The 14,849-nt window shown below is 69.4% G+C and carries 13 protein-coding genes; 4 read left to right on the forward strand and 9 right to left on the reverse strand.

Features of this window, described 5'->3' with window-relative positions:
* The first annotated feature begins 30 nt into the window (after window positions 1-30).
* Genes CP975_RS36675 through CP975_RS29875 form a run of 4 tightly spaced genes read left to right on the forward strand, consistent with a single transcriptional unit; the run spans window position 31 to window position 3,674 of the window.
* Window positions 31-426 (forward strand): ABC transporter ATP-binding protein C-terminal domain-containing protein, encoded by a 396-nt coding sequence (locus CP975_RS36675; protein WP_425474338.1) that lies wholly within the window; start codon window positions 31-33, stop codon window positions 424-426.
* Window positions 427-431: 5 nt separating this feature from the next.
* Entirely contained in the window at window positions 432-1,322 is an 891-nt protein-coding gene (locus tag CP975_RS29865; RefSeq protein WP_055535759.1) for a branched-chain amino acid ABC transporter permease, read from the forward strand.
* The gene (locus CP975_RS29870; protein ID WP_055535751.1) at window positions 1,315-2,403 is read left to right on the forward strand and encodes a branched-chain amino acid ABC transporter permease; all 1,089 of its coding nucleotides are present in this window, start codon (window positions 1,315-1,317) and stop codon (window positions 2,401-2,403) included. The genes CP975_RS29865 and CP975_RS29870 overlap by 8 nt, the downstream gene beginning before the upstream one ends.
* Window positions 2,400-3,674 carry an ABC transporter substrate-binding protein gene (locus tag CP975_RS29875; RefSeq protein WP_055535749.1) on the forward strand — a complete coding sequence of 425 codons (1,275 nt, stop codon included), beginning with the start codon at window positions 2,400-2,402 and terminating at the stop codon, window positions 3,672-3,674. The genes CP975_RS29870 and CP975_RS29875 overlap by 4 nt, the downstream gene beginning before the upstream one ends.
* Window positions 3,675-3,757: 83 nt before the next feature.
* On the opposite strand, the gene pssA is transcribed toward CP975_RS29875, so the two are convergent.
* The 9 genes from pssA to CP975_RS29920 form a co-directional block, all read right to left on the reverse strand.
* A complete protein-coding gene (pssA, locus tag CP975_RS29880) occupies window positions 3,758-4,621 on the reverse strand; it encodes a CDP-diacylglycerol--serine O-phosphatidyltransferase (protein ID WP_150477557.1) in 864 nt (287 codons plus the stop codon).
* Window positions 4,608-5,264 (reverse strand): phosphatidylserine decarboxylase, encoded by a 657-nt coding sequence (locus CP975_RS29885; protein WP_078593758.1) that lies wholly within the window; start codon window positions 5,262-5,264, stop codon window positions 4,608-4,610. The genes pssA and CP975_RS29885 overlap by 14 nt, the downstream gene beginning before the upstream one ends.
* 171 nt (window positions 5,265-5,435) lie before the next feature.
* Complete coding sequence (locus CP975_RS29890; protein ID WP_055535747.1) at window positions 5,436-6,641, reverse strand: acyl-CoA dehydrogenase family protein; 1,206 nt, start codon at window positions 6,639-6,641, stop codon at window positions 5,436-5,438.
* Window positions 6,642-6,643: 2 nt separating this feature from the next.
* Window positions 6,644-7,177 (reverse strand): MaoC family dehydratase, encoded by a 534-nt coding sequence (locus tag CP975_RS29895; RefSeq protein WP_055535746.1) that lies wholly within the window; start codon window positions 7,175-7,177, stop codon window positions 6,644-6,646.
* 5 nt (window positions 7,178-7,182) lie between these two features.
* Entirely contained in the window at window positions 7,183-8,142 is a 960-nt protein-coding gene (locus CP975_RS29900) for an HpcH/HpaI aldolase/citrate lyase family protein (protein ID WP_030778423.1), read from the reverse strand.
* On the reverse strand, window positions 8,139-10,166 hold the full coding sequence (locus tag CP975_RS29905; RefSeq protein ID WP_030778425.1) for a protein meaA: 2,028 nt from the start codon (window positions 10,164-10,166) through the stop codon (window positions 8,139-8,141). Before CP975_RS29905 ends, CP975_RS29900 begins: the two co-directional genes overlap by 4 nt.
* A 22-nt stretch (window positions 10,167-10,188) precedes the next feature.
* Entirely contained in the window at window positions 10,189-11,526 is a 1,338-nt protein-coding gene (ccrA, locus tag CP975_RS29910) for a crotonyl-CoA carboxylase/reductase (protein ID WP_055535744.1), read from the reverse strand.
* A gap of 392 nt (window positions 11,527-11,918) precedes the next feature.
* Window positions 11,919-12,731, reverse strand: a complete 813-nt coding sequence (locus CP975_RS29915; protein ID WP_055535742.1) for a TetR family transcriptional regulator — start codon at window positions 12,729-12,731, stop codon at window positions 11,919-11,921.
* Window positions 12,732-12,843: 112 nt separating this feature from the next.
* Window positions 12,844-14,625 carry a 3-hydroxyacyl-CoA dehydrogenase family protein gene (locus CP975_RS29920; RefSeq protein ID WP_055535740.1) on the reverse strand — a complete coding sequence of 594 codons (1,782 nt, stop codon included), beginning with the start codon at window positions 14,623-14,625 and terminating at the stop codon, window positions 12,844-12,846.
* Window positions 14,626-14,849: the final 224 nt, after the last annotated feature.

Below are 14,849 nucleotides of genomic sequence, written 5' to 3' on the forward strand. Positions count from 1 at the left end.
GTCCTGGTGGAACACGATATGGGGGTGGTGATGCGGCTCGCGGACGCGGTGACCGTACTCGACTTCGGCCGCCGCATCGCCGACGGCACCCCCGCGGACGTGCAGAACGACCCCGCGGTCATACGCGCCTACTTGGGCGAGGGCGACCGCACGGGCGAGGGCGACCCCGGCGGCGAGGCCGAACGCCCCGGGAGCGCAAGCGGGCGCCCGGCCCGCGCGGCCCGCCCGGGCCATGAGACCGACGGTCCCCGGAGCCCCGGCGGCACCGGCCACCCCAGCGGCACTACGGCCGGCCCCCCGACCGCCGAAGGCGACCACGCCGCCAAGGGCGACGGCCCCGGCAGCGAGGCCGGCGGCACCCGCGACCCCGGCGGCCCCCGTACCCCCCGCCACCGCCACCCCGGCGAGGGAGATCCCCGCTCATGACCACCATGACCACCTTCACCGAACTCCTCCTCAACGGGCTCTCCATGGGCTCCGTCTACGCCCTCATCGCCCTCGGCTTCGTCGTCATCTTCCGGGCCACCGAAGTGGTGAACTTCGCCCACGCCTCGCTGCTCCTCGCCGGCGGATACATCACGGCCTCCCTCCACGACGACCTCGGCTTCTGGCCCGCGCTGCTCGTCGGCGTCGCGGGTGCCGCCGTCGTCGGGGCGGCCGTCGAGTTCCTCGTCATGCGCCGCTACCGGGGCACCGACCACAGCGTGCTCGCCATCGTCACCATCGGCGTCGACATCCTGCTGACCACCGAGCTGACCCGGCGCCTCGGCACCGACGTCCTGCCGCTCGGCGACCCCTGGGGCGACGACGTGCTGACCGTCGGCGCGATCTCCCTCGCGCACACCCGTATCGCCGCGTTCGTCGCCGCGGCCCTGCTCATCACCGCCTTCCTGCTCGCCTTCCGCTACACCTCCTGGGGTGTAGCGATGCGCGCCGCCGCCGAGAGCCCGGAGACCGCCGCGCTGATGGGCGTACGGCTCGGCCGCGTATCGCTCGGCGCGTGGGCGGTGGCAGGGGCGCTGGCCGCCGTGGCCGCGCTGTTCCTCACCGTCTTCCCGACCCCGGGCCTGGAGCGCGCCACCTCGCTGGCCGCGCTGAAGGCGTTCCCCGCCGCGATCCTCGGCGGCCTGGACTCCACGACGGGCGCCCTCGTCGGCGGCCTCGTGGTCGGCGTCACCGAATCCCTCGCCACCGGCTACCAGAGCGAGCTGACCTTCCTCGGACGCGGCCTCGGCGACCTCGCCCCCTACCTCGTCATGACCGCGATCCTGCTCATCCGCCCCGCCGGGCTCTTCGGCACGAAGGAGCTGGCCCGTGTCTGACATCCGCCGCACCTGCGTCTGGACGGCCGCGGCCGTAGTGCTGCTCGCCCTGCCCTTCTACCTGGACCGCTTCTGGCTCCAGGCGGGCCTCTTCGCGATGGCCGCCGCGATCGGCGCGATCGGCATCAACCTCCTCACCGGCGCCACCGGCCAGCTCTCCATGGGGCACGCCTTCTTCCTCGCCGTCGGCGCGTACGGCTACTGCGTCCTCGCCGGGGACGGCGGCGACGGCCTCACCGGGCTCGGCCTGCCGACCTGGCTCGCCGCCACCCTCGCCGTCGCGCTCGCCGGGCTCGCGGGCGGGCTCTTCAGCCCCATCGCGGGCCGGCTGCGCGGCGCCTACCTCGGCATCGCGACCCTCGCGCTGATCTTCATCGGACAGCACGTGCTGTTCAACGCCCACGACCTGACCGGCGGCTCGAACGGGCGGGACGTCCCGCCGCTGAACCTCTTCGGCCTCGCCTTCGACGAGAGCGAGACCGTCGTCGCCGCCGTGCCGTTCGGCTCCGCGGAGAAGCTCTGGTACGCCGGTCTGGCGCTGCTCCTCGCCTGCGGGCTCTTCGCCCGCGGTGTGCTGCGGGGGCGCCCGGGGCGCGCCATGAACGCCATCCGCGACCACCGCGTCGCCGCGGGCGTCATCGGCGTGCCGGTGGCCCGCTACCGCGCCGGGGTCTTCGTCCTGTCGTCGATGTACGCGGGCCTCGCCGGGGTGCTGCTCGCCCTGGTCTTCCAGCGGACCGTGCCCGACTACTTCGGCGTGACGCTCTCCCTGGAGTACCTCGCGATGATCGTGATCGGCGGCCTCGGCTCGGTCTCCGGGGCGATCGCGGGCGCGGCCCTCGTCTCCCTGCTGCCGCAACTCCTGACGCGGTACAGCGACGCGCTGCCCCTCGTCTCGGCGCCGGGCACGGGCGGGATCTCGCCGGGCGAGGCGTCCCGGTACCTGTACGGCGCCGCCGTCGTGGCGGTGGTGCTCTTCCTGCCCGGTGGCCTGGCGCGGCTCGCCGCACGTCACCGCAAGGCCACCCAGGCCACTCCAACCACTCCAGGCACCGCAGGCACTTCAGGGGAGACAGCATGAACGCACTGACCAGGGCCACGGCGGCCACCACCGCGCTCGCCGCCCTCCTCGCGCTCACGGCGTGCAGCTCGAAGGCGAAGGACGGGGACGACGGGGACAGAGCCGCGGGAGGGGTGAAGACCGGCGAGGGCATCTCGGGCAAAACAATCAATCTCGGCGTACTCACCGACATGACCGGCGTCTACGCCACCCTCGGCAAGAGCGTCACCCAGGCCCAGCAGCTCTACGTCGACCAGACCAACAAGGACGGCGGAATCTGCGGCCACAAGCTGAAGCTCACCGTCCGCGACCACGGCTACGACCCGCAGAAGGCCGTCGCCGCCTACACCGAGCTGGAGCCGAAGGTACTCGGCTTCGCCCAGTTCATCGGCTCGCCGTTCGTGGCCGCCGTCAAGCAGCGCGTCGACGCCGACAAGGGCCTGGTCCTGCCGCAGGCCTGGTCGGCGAACCTCCTGGGCAGCCCGTACGTGCGGGTCATCGGATCCACGTACGACCTGGAGACGATCAACGCGATCGACTTCCTGATGAAGGAGAAGGGCCTGAGGAAGGGCGACAAGCTCGGTCACGTCTACTTCGAGGGGGACTACGGCGAGAGCGCCCTGAAGGGCTCCCTACACATGGCGGAGAAGGCGGGCCTGACTGTCGTCGAGCAGAAGATCAAGCCGACGGACAACGACATGACCGCGCAGGTCTCCGCCCTGAAGAAGGCGGGCGTCAAGGGCATCGTGATCAGCGCGGGACCGCGCCAGGCGGCCTCCCTGGTCGGCGTCGCCGCGGCGGGCCGCTTCGACGTGCCGGTCATCGGCAACAACTCGGCGTTCGCCCCCCAGCTCCTCGCCACGCAGTCCGGCCCCGCCCTCCAGAAGAACTACTACGTCGCCTCACCCACGCTGCCCATCGGCGCTGACACGACGGCGGCGAAGAAGCTGGTCGCCGACTACAGGAAGGCCCACCCCGAGGACGCCCTCGACAACGGCGTGGTGGCGGGCTGGACGACGGCCTCCGTCTTCGGCGAGGCGTTGAAGAAGGCCTGCGAGGCCAAGGACCTCACGCGCGACGGCGTCGGCGAGGCACTGCTGACCCTCGACGACTTCGACTCGGGCTTCGGCGTCCCCCAGAACTTCACCGACCCGAAGGCACCCTCGTCCAAGGAGAGCGTGATCCTCCAGCCGGACAAGAAGGCGACGGGAGGCATGAAGGTGGTCCGCGAGCCGGAAGCGGCGAAGGCGGCGCAGGGGTACAGCGCCGATCAGAGCCCGTCCGGCGATTGAGGACGAGCCCGGAGGGCGACAAGAGGGCAAGCAAAGGGGGCCCGGACCATCAGGTCCGGGCCCCCAGAGCGACGTACGAAAAACTACGGCAACTGCGCGGCCCGCGCCTCACGCCGGTTGTCGCGGAAGTTGTTCACCCTCCGAGCGGTAGCGAAGAGGGGGATCACCGCTCCGAGGACGAGCTGGAGCGCACAGCCGGTCTGGAGGAGCAGCTGCCCGCCCGGCGCGTCGAACGCCCAGGCCGCGAGCAGCCCCATGGCCGCGACGATCCACGCCAGCATGGCCACCGCGAGCGGTCCCCGCGGCTTCGGGTACTCGACGCGGCTGACCATGAGCCAGGCCGTGCCGATGATCGCGAGGAGCGTCGCCACGAAGGGCAGCTCCAGGAGCACGATCGAGACGACCGTCAGCGCCCCGAAGGGCGACGGCATGCCCTGGAAGGTGCCGTCCTTCACGGTCACGCACGAGAACCGCGCAAGCCGCAGCACCACCGCCAGGAGCACCACGATCGCGCCCACCGCCGCCACGCGCTGGTGCGCGTCGTCGGCGACCATGCCGTAGACGAGCACGAAGTACGCGGGGGCCAGACCGAAGCTGATCAGGTCCGAGAGGTTGTCCAGCTCGGCGCCCATCGGCGAGGACCGCAGCTTGCGCGCCACGAGCCCGTCGAAGAGGTCGAAGACGGCCGCGCAGAGCATGAGGATGACGGCGGTCGCGGCGGAGTGCCGCGCCATGCCGCTTTCGTTGCTGCCCTGGAGGTGCGGGATGAGGATGCCCGTGGTGGTGAAGTACACCGCCATGAACCCGCACGTGGCGTTACCCAGTGTGAGCGTGTCCGCTATCGACAGTCGCAGCGACAGCGGCATCTCGTCGCCGTCGTGGGACGCGTCCTCCTGCACCGCTTCCGGCGCCCAGCCGGCCTGTGTCTCAGGATCAACCACGGTCAATGCGAGTCACCCCAGCCACGGTCTTCTGACCGACCTCGACGTCCACCTCGACACCCTCGGGGAGGTAGATGTCGACGCGCGAGCCGAAGCGGATCAGGCCGATCCGCTCGCCCTGCTCCACCTTCGTGCCCTGCGGCACGTACGGCACGATGCGCCGTGCGACCGCGCCCGCGATCTGGATCATCTCGATGTCGCCGAGCTCGGTGTCGAAGTGCCAGACAACGCGTTCGTTGTTCTCGCTCTCCTTGTTGAACGCCGGGACGAACCCGCCGGGGATGTGTTCCACGGACGTCACCGTGCCCGCGAGGGGCGCGCGGTTGACGTGGACGTTCAGCGGGCTCATGAAGATGGCGACGCGGGTACGCCCGTCCTTCCACGGCATGATGCTCTGCACCACGCCGTCGGCGGGGGAGATGACCCGGCCCTGAGCGATCTCACGCTCGGGGTCGCGGAAGAACCACAGCATTCCCGCCGCCAGAGCGGTGGCGGGGACGGCGACGGCCGCGGCGCCCTTGGAGCGGCGCGCACGGGCGAGGCTGAGTGCCGCGGTGGCGACGGTCGGCAGGAGCCACGGCGATGCTCCGCGAGCAAGGCGTCCCTGAAGAATGCCGTCGCGTGGTGCAGAGGTTTGGCTGTGGGGCATGGATGACCTTCGTAGCGGATGATGCCGCGCGGTGATACGGGGGACGGCGGCTTTCTCCGGATGTTATCGGTTGCGAGCCACAACTGGGCAAGCGAGGAAGCCGAGTCGACGGCCGAAGAGTGTTGACAGGGTGTGATCTTCTTCGCGAAGAAAACACCCCAAACCGGGCATCTAGCCCTGGAATCGATACTCTTCGAGCAGTCGGCGACCAATGATCATTTTCTGGATCTCGGCGGTACCTTCACCGATCAGCAGCATCGGCGCCTCCCTGTAGAGGCGCTCGATCTCGTACTCCTTCGAGAAGCCGTAACCGCCGTGAATCCTGAACGCGTCCTCGACGACTTCCTTGCAGTACTCGGAGGCGAGGTACTTCGCCATCCCAGCTTCGAGGTCGTTTCGCTCCCCGGAGTCCTTTTTGCGTGCTGCGTTGACCATCATCGCATGAGCGGCCTCGACCTTGGTAGCCATCTCGGCCAGCTTGAACTGAATCGCCTGGTGTTGGGCGATCGGCTTCCCGAAAGTGTGGCGTTGCTGGGCATAGGAGACACCGAGCTCAAATGCACGCTGCGCGACACCGCAACCACGTGCCGCGACATTCACGCGGCCGACCTCGACACCGTCCATCATTTGGTAAAAACCCCGGCCGGTGACCCCGCCGAGCACACGATTGGCCGGAATTCGCAGGTCGTCCATGATCAGCTCAGTGGTGTCGACCCCCTTGTAGCCCATCTTGTCGATCTTGCCGGGGATGGTGAGGCCGGGGCGGACCTCGCCGAAGCCCGGCTCCTTCTCCACGAGGAACGTCGTCATCGACTTGTGCGGGGCGGTGCCCTCGGGGTGTCCTTCGTCACTCCGGCACAGAACGGCCACCAAAGTGGACGTACCGCCGTTCGTCAGCCACATCTTCTGGCCGTTCAGGACGTACTCGTCGCCGTCCCGCACACCCTTCGACGTGATCGCCGACACATCGGAGCCGAGGCCCGGCTCCGACATGGAGAACGCGCCGCGCACCTCGCCGGCCGCCATCCGCGGCAGGAAGGTCTCCTTCTGCTCCTGCGTGCCGTGCTGCTTGAGCATGTAGGCGACGATGAAGTGGGTGTTGATGATGCCGGATACCGACATCCAGCCACGCGCTATCTCCTCGACGCACAGGGCGTACGTGAGCAGCGACTCGCCCAGACCGCCGTACTCCTCCGGGATCATCAGGCCGAACAGGCCCAACTCCTTGAGACCGTCGACGATCTCCTGCGGGTACTCGTCCCGGTGCTCCAGCGCGGTCGCGACAGGGATGATCTCCTTGTCGACGAAGTCCCGGACGGTGGACAGGATCTCCTGTTGGACGTCGGTGAGACCTGCGGTCTGCGCGAGTCGGCTCATGGCTACTTCTCCGTGCTCTCGGCGCTCTTGGAAGGGGTGTTCAGCTCCGGGCGGCCGGGCTGCTCGCCGCCGCGCTCCTTGATGTACGTCTCGGTGGGCACCATCACCTTGCGGCGGAACACGCAGACCAGGGTGCCGTCCTGCTTGTAGCCCTTGGTCTCCACGTAGACGATCCCGCGGTCGGACTTGGACTTCGACGGGGTCTTGTCGAGGACCGTCGTCTCGCCGTAGACCGTGTCGCCGTGGAAGGTCGGCGCCACGTGCTTGAGCGACTCGACCTCCAGATTGGCGATGGCCTTCCCGGAGACGTCCGGCACGGACATGCCGAGCAGCAGCGAGTAGATGTAGTTGCCCACGACGACGTTCTTCCCGAAGTCCGTCGTCCTCTCCGCATAGTTGCTGTCCATGTGGAGGGGGTGGTGGTTCATGGTGAGCAGGCAGAAGAGGTGGTCGTCGTACTCGGTGACCGTCTTCCCGGGCCAGTGCTTGTACACGGCGCCGACTTCGAACTCTTCGTAGGTGCGGCCGAACTGCATGTGTCTTACGCCTCCGGGGCCTCGAACTTGGACGTGCGGGTCATTCCGGCCGCACGGCCCTTCCCGGAGATGACCAGCGCCATCTTCCGGCTGGCCTCGTCGATCATCTCGTCGCCGAGCATCGCCGAGCCCTTCTTGCCGCCCGCCTCGGACGTGTAGTACTCGTACGCGTCCAGGATCAGCTCGGCGTGGTCGAAGTCCTCCTGCGAGGGCGAGAAGACCTCGTTGGCGGCCTCCACCTGGCCGGGGTGCAGGACCCACTTGCCGTCGAAGCCGAGCGCGGCGGCACGGTTCGCGACCTCGCGGTAGCCGTCGACGTTCTTGATCTGCAGGTAGGGGCCGTCGATCGCCTGGAGGTTGTTGGCGCGGGCGGCCATCAGGATCTTCATCAGGATGAAGTGGTAGGCGTCCGCCGGGTAGCCGGGCGGCTGCTCGCCGACGACCAGGGACTTCATGTTGATCGATGCCATGAAGTCGGCCGGGCCGAAGATGATCGTCTCGACGCGCGGGGAGGCCTCGGCGATCGCGTTGACGTTGTTGAGGCCCCGGGCGTTCTCGATCTGCGCCTCGATACCGATCTTGCCGACCTCGAAGCCCATCGTCTTCTCGATCTGGGTGAGCAGCAGGTCGAGGGCGACGACCTGGTCGGCCGTCTGCACCTTCGGCAGCATGATGCAGTCGAGGTTCTGGCCCGCGCCCTCGACGACGGTCACGACGTCGCGGTACGTCCACTCGGTCGTCCAGTCGTTGACGCGCACGACCCGCGTCTTGCCCGTCCAGTCGCCCTCGTTGAGGAACTTGACGATGGTGTGCCGGGCCTCCGGCTTGGCGAGCGGCGCGCAGGCGTCCTCCAGGTCCAGGAAGACCTGGTCGGCGGGGAGGCCCTGGGCCTTCTCCAGGAAGCGCGGGTTCGAGCCCGGTACGGCCAGACAGGAGCGCCGGGGGCGAAGACGGTTCACAGTCATGCGGGGACCTCCAGAGGGTCGAGCTTGTTCGCTTTCCGGATCTCGTCGACGATACGGCCGATGATCTCCGTGATGCCGAAGTCCTTGGGGGTGAAGACGGCGGCGACACCCGCCGCCAACAGGTCCTCGGCGTCGCTGTTGGGGATGATGCCTCCCGCGATGACGGGAATGTCGCGGGCGCCGGCCTCGCGCAGGCGCACCAGGACGTCCGGCACGAGTTCGGCGTGCGAGCCGGAGAGGATCGACAGGCCCACCGCGTGCACGTCCTCGGCGAGCGCCGCGTCGACGATCTGCTCGGGCGTCAGCCTGATCCCCTGGTAGACCACCTCGAAGCCGGCGTCACGCGCGCGCACCGCGATCTGCTCCGCCCCGTTGGAGTGCCCGTCTAGGCCGGGCTTGCCGACCAGGAAGCGGAGCTTGCCGGTGCCGAGGTCGGCGGCCGTCTTGGCGACCTTCTCGCGGACCAGGGCGAGCGGCGTGCCCTCCTCCGCGGTGACGGCCACGGGGGCGCTGGAGACGCCCGTGGGCGCCCGGAACTCCCCGAAGACCTCCCGCAGGGCTCCCGCCCACTCGCCGGTCGTCACACCGGCGCGTGCGCACTCCAGGGTGGCCTCCATGAGGTTGCCCGTCCCCGCGGCCACTTCCTTGAGCCGCTCCAGCGCCTTGCACGGGCGGGGGTGGTTGAACGGCGGCTGATAGCGGTTGTCGCGCCAGTCCTTGAGGGCGTTCACCACCCGCGCCTCGACCGCCGGGTCGACCGTCATGATCGCCCCGTCCAGGTCCGAGGTGAGCGGGCTCGGCTCGGTGGACTCGTAGGAGTTCACACCGACGATCTTCTCCTGGCCGGACTCGATGCGCGCCCGGCGCTCGGCGTGCGAGGAGACGAGCTGCGACTTGAGGTAGCCGGACTCGACGGCGGCCATCGCGCCGCCCATCCGCTCGATGCGGTCCATCTCCGCGAGGGACTCCTCCACCAGGGAGGCGACCTTGTCCTCGATGACGTGCGAGCCGGCGAAGATGTCCTCGTACTCCAGCAGGTCGCTCTCGTGTGCGAGGACCTGCTGGATGCGCAGCGACCACTGCTGGTCCCAGGGCCTGGGCAGGCCGAGCGCCTCGTTCCAGGCGGGCAGCTGCACGGCACGCGCGCGTGCGTCCTTGGAGAGCGTGACGGCCAGCATTTCGAGGACGATCCGCTGGACGTTGTTCTCGGGCTGCGCCTCCGTCAGGCCCAGCGAGTTGACCTGCACGCCGTAGCGGAAGCGGCGCTGCTTCGGGTTCTCGATGCCGTACCGCTCGCGCGTGACCTGATCCCAGATCCGCCCGAACGCCCGCATCTTGCACATCTCCTCGATGAAGCGGACACCCGCGTTCACGAAGAAGGAGATGCGGGCCACGACGTCCCCGAACTTCTCCTCGGGGACCTGCCCTGAGTCGCGTACGGCATCGAGAACCGCGATGGCGGTGGACATCGCGTACGCGATCTCCTGGACCGGAGTGGCCCCCGCCTCCTGGAGGTGGTAGCTACAGATGTTGATGGGGTTCCACTTGGGGATGTGGGCCACCGTGTACGTGATCATGTCGGTGGTCAGCCGCAGGGAGGGCACCGGCGGGAAGACGTGCGTCCCGCGCGAGAGGTACTCCTTGACGATGTCGTTCTGCGTCGTCCCCTGGAGCTTGGTGATGTCCGCGCCCTGCTCCTCCGCGACCACCTGATAGAGCGCCAGAAGCCACATGGCGGTGGCGTTGATCGTCATCGAGGTGTTCATCTGCTCCAGGGGGATGTCCTGGAACAGGCGCCGCATGTCGCCGAGGTGGGAGACCGGCACGCCGACCCGGCCGACCTCGCCGCGGGCGAGGATGTGGTCGGGGTCGTAGCCGGTCTGGGTGGGCAGGTCGAACGCGACCGAGAGGCCCGTCTGACCCTTGGCGAGGTTGCGCCGGTACAACTCGTTGGACGCCTCCGCCGTGGAATGACCGGCGTACGTCCGCATGAGCCACGGCCGGTCCTTCTGGCGCTCTGTCATGTCCCGCTGCTCCTTAGGGCGTTCAGACGTTGCGGAAGCGGTTGATGGCGTCGATGTGCTTGGCCCGCGTCTCCGGGTCGCGCACACCGAGGCCCTCCTGGGGGGCGAGCGCGAGGACGCCGACCTTGCCCTGGTGGAGGTTGCGGTGCACGTCGTAGGCGGCCTGCCCGGTGTCCTCCAGGGAGTACACCTTCGAGAGCGTCGGGTGGATCTTGCCCTTGGCGATCAGGCGGTTGGCCTCCCACGCCTCGCGGTAGTTGGCGAAGTGCGAGCCGATGATGCGCTTGAGGGACATCCACAGGTAGCGGTTGTCGTACTCGTGCATGTACCCGGAGGTCGAGGCGCAGGTGGTGATCGTGCCGCCCTTGCGGGTGACGTACACGCTCGCGCCGAAGGTCTCGCGGCCGGGGTGCTCGAAGACGATGTCGATGTCCTCGCCGCCGGTCAGCTCGCGGATGCGCTTGCCGAAGCGCTTCCACTCCTTCGGGTCCTGGGTGTGCTCGTCCTTCCAGAACTTGTAGCCCTCGGCGTTGCGGTCGATGATCGCCTCGGCGCCCATGGCGCGGCAGATGTCCGCCTTCTGGGGGCTGCTCACGACGCAGATGGGGTTGGCGCCGCCCGCGAGCGCGAACTGCGTGGCGTACGACCCGAGTCCGCCGCTCGCGCCCCAGATCAGGACGTTGTCGCCCTGCTTCATGGCGGCGCCGTTGCGGGAGACCAGCTGGCGGTACGCGGTGGAGTTCACGAGGCCGGGGGAGGCGGCCTCCTCCCAGCTGAGGTGGTCCGGCTTCGGCATCAGCTGGTTGGACTTGACGAGCGCGATCTCGGCGAGGCCGCCGAAGTTGGTCTCGAAGCCCCAGATGCGCTGCTCGGGGTCGAGCATCGTGTCGTTGTGGCCGTCGGAGGACTCCAGCTCGACGCTCAGACAGTGCGCGACGACCTCGTCGCCGGGCTTCCAGGAGTTCACGCCGGGGCCGGTGCGCAGCACGACGCCCGCGAGGTCGGAGCCGATGATGTGGTACGGCAGGTCGTGGCGCTTGCTCAGCTCGCTGAGCCGGCCGTAGCGCTCCAGGAAGCTGAAGGTGGACACCGGCTCGAAGATCGAGGTCCACACGGAGTTGTAGTTCACCGAGGAGGCCATGACGGCCACCAGGGCCTCACCGGGGCCGAGTTCGGGGACCGGCACGTCGTCCAGGTGGATCGACTTGCGGGGGTCCTTGTCGCGGGTCTCCAGACCCGCGAACATCTCCGTCTCGTCCTTGTGCACGGTGATCGCGCGGTACGAGTCGGGCAGGGGGAGAGCGGCGAAGTCGGCGGACGTGGTGTCCGGGGACTGAATCGCGTCCAGGATTTCCTTCACGGTGTTGCCTCCGGCGAAGAAGCGCCTTACGGGGGCGCTGCTTGAGGGTTACGTCGGGGTGCTGGTGGTGCGGTGGAGGTGTGCCGTCGGTTCGGCGAAGGGTGGTGCTCGGCGACGCCCTGGTGGGGCGCGGGAGGTGCCTGTGACGCAGGCGTCCGGGCGCACAAGCCGGGGCTTGAGGGGACAGCCGACGTACGGAGGATCTCTGTACGCCGGCCGCCCGGACAACATCAACGTATGGCACCGCGTGCCAGTCGGCAAGACACTGGGTGCCAGTATTTTTTGACCGATGATCGATCAGTGCAGGTCAGAGGGGGTGGAGCCATGACGGAGGGGGCGCTACCGACCGGTAGCGCCCCCTCAAAAGCCAAGGACGAAATGGGTGAAACGGGTTAAGAAGCCCGCTCCCTGAGCGCCTTCTCGATGGTCCGCATGACCTCGTCCAGAGGCGCGTCCGTGCGCGCCACCGTGACCAGGACCTCACCCTGCGCGGACACCGTCGCGGGCGCCGCCGCGGGCAGCGTGTCGCGCCCCGCGCCGATGCCCGTGCCGAACGTGCGCCGCACGATCGCGAACGCGTGGTCCAGATGGGTCTCCACGTCGCCCTGGCCGCCCGCCCGCAGCCAGCGCCGCAGTACGTGGTTGTGGGCCGTGACCACCGCGGACGCGGCGACCTCGGCGAGCAGCGGGTCGTCGTTGCCGTCGTGGTGCGCGTGCTCGTCGAAGTGGCCCAGGAGATAGCGGGTGAAGAGCCGTTCGTAACGGGCCACCGAGGCGATCTCGCGCTCGCGGAGCGTGGGCACCTCGCGGGTGAGGCGGTAGCGCTCCACGGAGACCGCGGGCGAGGCCGCGTACATCTTCATGACTTCCTTGATGCCGCGGCACACCGTGTCCAGCGGGTGCTCGTGCGGGGGAGCGGCGTTCAGCACCGCTTCCGCCCGGATCAGGGTGTCGTCGTGGTCCGGGAAGATCGCCTCTTCCTTGGAGCGGAAGTGCCGGAAGAAGGTCCGGCGGGCGACGCCCGCGGCGGCGGCGATCTCGTCGACCGTCGTCGCCTCGTACCCCTTGGTCGCGAACAGCTCCATGGCCGCGGCCGCCAGCTCCCTGCGCATCTTGAGCCGTTGGGCGGCGGCCCGGCTGCCCGCCGCGCTCTCCGGAGCGTCGGGCGTAGCGGGCGTACGTGAGGACTTGGCGGCCTTGGACATGCCACGAACGTACTGCATATGCGCGGCGCGGTGCTCCGGAGGGACGGGGCCGCCCGGGGGCCCGAGCAGCCCGCCCCAGTCCGCCCGCGCCCCCCGGTGCCCCTCGGCCGGCTCAGCGCCGGGCATATTCGCGGAAGCCACGGCCCGTCTTGCGGCCGAGGCAGCCCGCGGCCACCAGGTGTTCGAGCAGCGGTGCCGGGGCCAGGCCCGGGTCGCGGAACTCGCGGTGCAGGACCTTCTCGATGGCCAGCGAGACGTCCAGGCCGACGACGTCCAGGAGCTCGAAGGGGCCCATGGGGTAACCGCCGCCGAGCTTCATCGCGGCGTCGATGTCGTCGAGCGTGGCGTAGTGCTCCTGGACCATCTTGATCGCGTTGTTGAGGTAGGGGAACAGCAGCGCGTTCACGATGAACCCCGCGCGGTCGCCGCAGTCCACCGGGTGCTTGCGGATGGTCGCGCAGACCTCGCGGACCGTGGCGTGCACGTCGTCCGCGGTCAGCACGGTGCGGACCACCTCGACGAGCTTCATCGCCGGTGCCGGGTTGAAGAAGTGCATGCCGATCACGTCGCGCGGGCGCGTGGTGGCGCGGGCGCAGGCCACCACCGGCAGCGAGGAGGTCGTGGTCGCGAGGATCGCGCCCGGCTTGCAGACCTTGTCGAGCGTCGCGAACAGCTGCTGCTTGATCTCCAGGTCCTCGGCGATGGCCTCCAGGGCCAGGTCGACCTCGGCGAACGCCTCGTAGGAGTCGGCCGGAGTGATCCGCTCCAGGGTCTCGGCGGCGGCCGTGGCCGTCATCCTGCCCTTGTCGACGGAGCGCGAGAGGGACTTGCCGATACGGGCCTTGGCGGTCTGTGCCTTCTCGTCGGTGCGCGCGGCGAGCACCACGTCGTAACCGGCCTTGGCGAAGACCTCCGCGATGCCGGACGCCATCGTCCCCGAGCCCGCGACACCGACGGACCGGACGGCGCGTCCCTGGGCGCGCCGCCCGTCCGCCACCGGGGTCAGCGCGTCGGGCACCACCTCGGCGCCACCCGGCTCGGCGTACGTGTAGAAGCCGCGGCCCGACTTGCGTCCGGTCAGGCCCGCCTCGCTGAGCTGCTTGAGGATGGGCGCCGGCGCGTGCAGCCGGTCGTGCGACTCGGCGTACATGGCGTCGAGGACCGTGCGCGCGGTGTCCACGCCGATCAGGTCGAGCAGCGCGAGCGGACCCATCGGCAGACCGCAGCCCAGCTTCATCGCGGCGTCGATGTCCTCGCGGGAGGCGTACTTCGCCTCGTACATCGCGGCGGCCTGGTTGAGGTAGCCGAAGAGCAGCCCGTCGGCGACGAAACCGGGCCGGTCGCCGACCGCGACGGGCTCCTTGCCCAGCGCGTGCGCGAGCTGCGTGACCGAGGCGACGGCGGCGGGCGAGGTGAGCACGGACGAGACGACCTCGACGAGCTTCATCGCGGGCGCCGGATTGAAGAAGTGCAGCCCGAGCACCCGCTCGGGGCACGCCGACTCGGCGGCGAGACGGGTCACGGACAGCGCGTTGGTGCCGGTCGCGATGATCGTCTCGGGGCGCACCACGCCGTCGAGTTCGCGGATGATCTGCTGCTTGACCTCGTACGACTCCGGGGCGACCTCGATCACCAGGTCGGCGTCGGCGGCCGCCCGCAGGTCCGTGAAGGTGCGGAAGCGGGCGAGGACGTCGCGCCGCTCCTCCTCGGTGAGGCGCTCGCGGCGCACGGCACGGGCGGTGGAGGTCTCCAGGGCCGTGACCGCCTGGGTGGCCGCCGCCTGGCTGATGTCGATGCCGATGACCTCGCGGCCCGCGCGGGCCAGAACCTCGGCGATTCCGGCGCCCATGGTGCCCAGACCGATGACGGCGACCGTGTTCAAGGGAGTGTCCATGCGTGGACTCCAGGAAGAGAGTGACGACTGAGGGGCGCACGCGGACACAGGAGCTGTCGCGGGGCGTGCGGGAAGGGAGGGTGTCGTGGCCGGGCGGCGCGAACGTCCACGCCCGGTGAGGCCGACCGGCTCTGTCCCGGAGCCATGTCGTACAAGAGATACCGAACCGACTTGCACCCACGACGGCTGCGTCACCAGGCCGTCGTGAGGAGGTGCTCACGGGG

This window comes from Streptomyces alboniger (assembly GCF_008704395.1).
Lineage (GTDB): Bacteria > Actinomycetota > Actinomycetes > Streptomycetales > Streptomycetaceae > Streptomyces > Streptomyces alboniger.

Excerpts from the sequence above, each read along its gene's own strand:
- CP975_RS29875 (WP_055535749.1), top strand. The coding sequence starts at position 2,400 with ATGAACGCACTGACCAGGGCCACGGCGGCCACCACCGCGCTCGCCGCC.
- CP975_RS36675 (WP_425474338.1), top strand. The coding sequence starts at position 31 with ATGCGGCTCGCGGACGCGGTGACCGTACTCGACTTCGGCCGCCGCATC.
- CP975_RS29900 (WP_030778423.1), bottom strand. The coding sequence starts at position 8,142 with ATGACTGTGAACCGTCTTCGCCCCCGGCGCTCCTGTCTGGCCGTACCG.
- CP975_RS29885 (WP_078593758.1), bottom strand. The coding sequence starts at position 5,264 with ATGCCCCACAGCCAAACCTCTGCACCACGCGACGGCATTCTTCAGGGA.
- CP975_RS29915 (WP_055535742.1), bottom strand. The coding sequence starts at position 12,731 with ATGTCCAAGGCCGCCAAGTCCTCACGTACGCCCGCTACGCCCGACGCT.
- CP975_RS29895 (WP_055535746.1), bottom strand. The coding sequence starts at position 7,177 with ATGCAGTTCGGCCGCACCTACGAAGAGTTCGAAGTCGGCGCCGTGTAC.
- CP975_RS29905 (WP_030778425.1), bottom strand. The coding sequence starts at position 10,166 with ATGACAGAGCGCCAGAAGGACCGGCCGTGGCTCATGCGGACGTACGCC.
- CP975_RS29865 (WP_055535759.1), top strand. The coding sequence starts at position 432 with ATGACCACCTTCACCGAACTCCTCCTCAACGGGCTCTCCATGGGCTCC.
- CP975_RS29920 (WP_055535740.1), bottom strand. The coding sequence starts at position 14,625 with ATGGACACTCCCTTGAACACGGTCGCCGTCATCGGTCTGGGCACCATG.
- CP975_RS29890 (WP_055535747.1), bottom strand. The coding sequence starts at position 6,641 with ATGAGCCGACTCGCGCAGACCGCAGGTCTCACCGACGTCCAACAGGAG.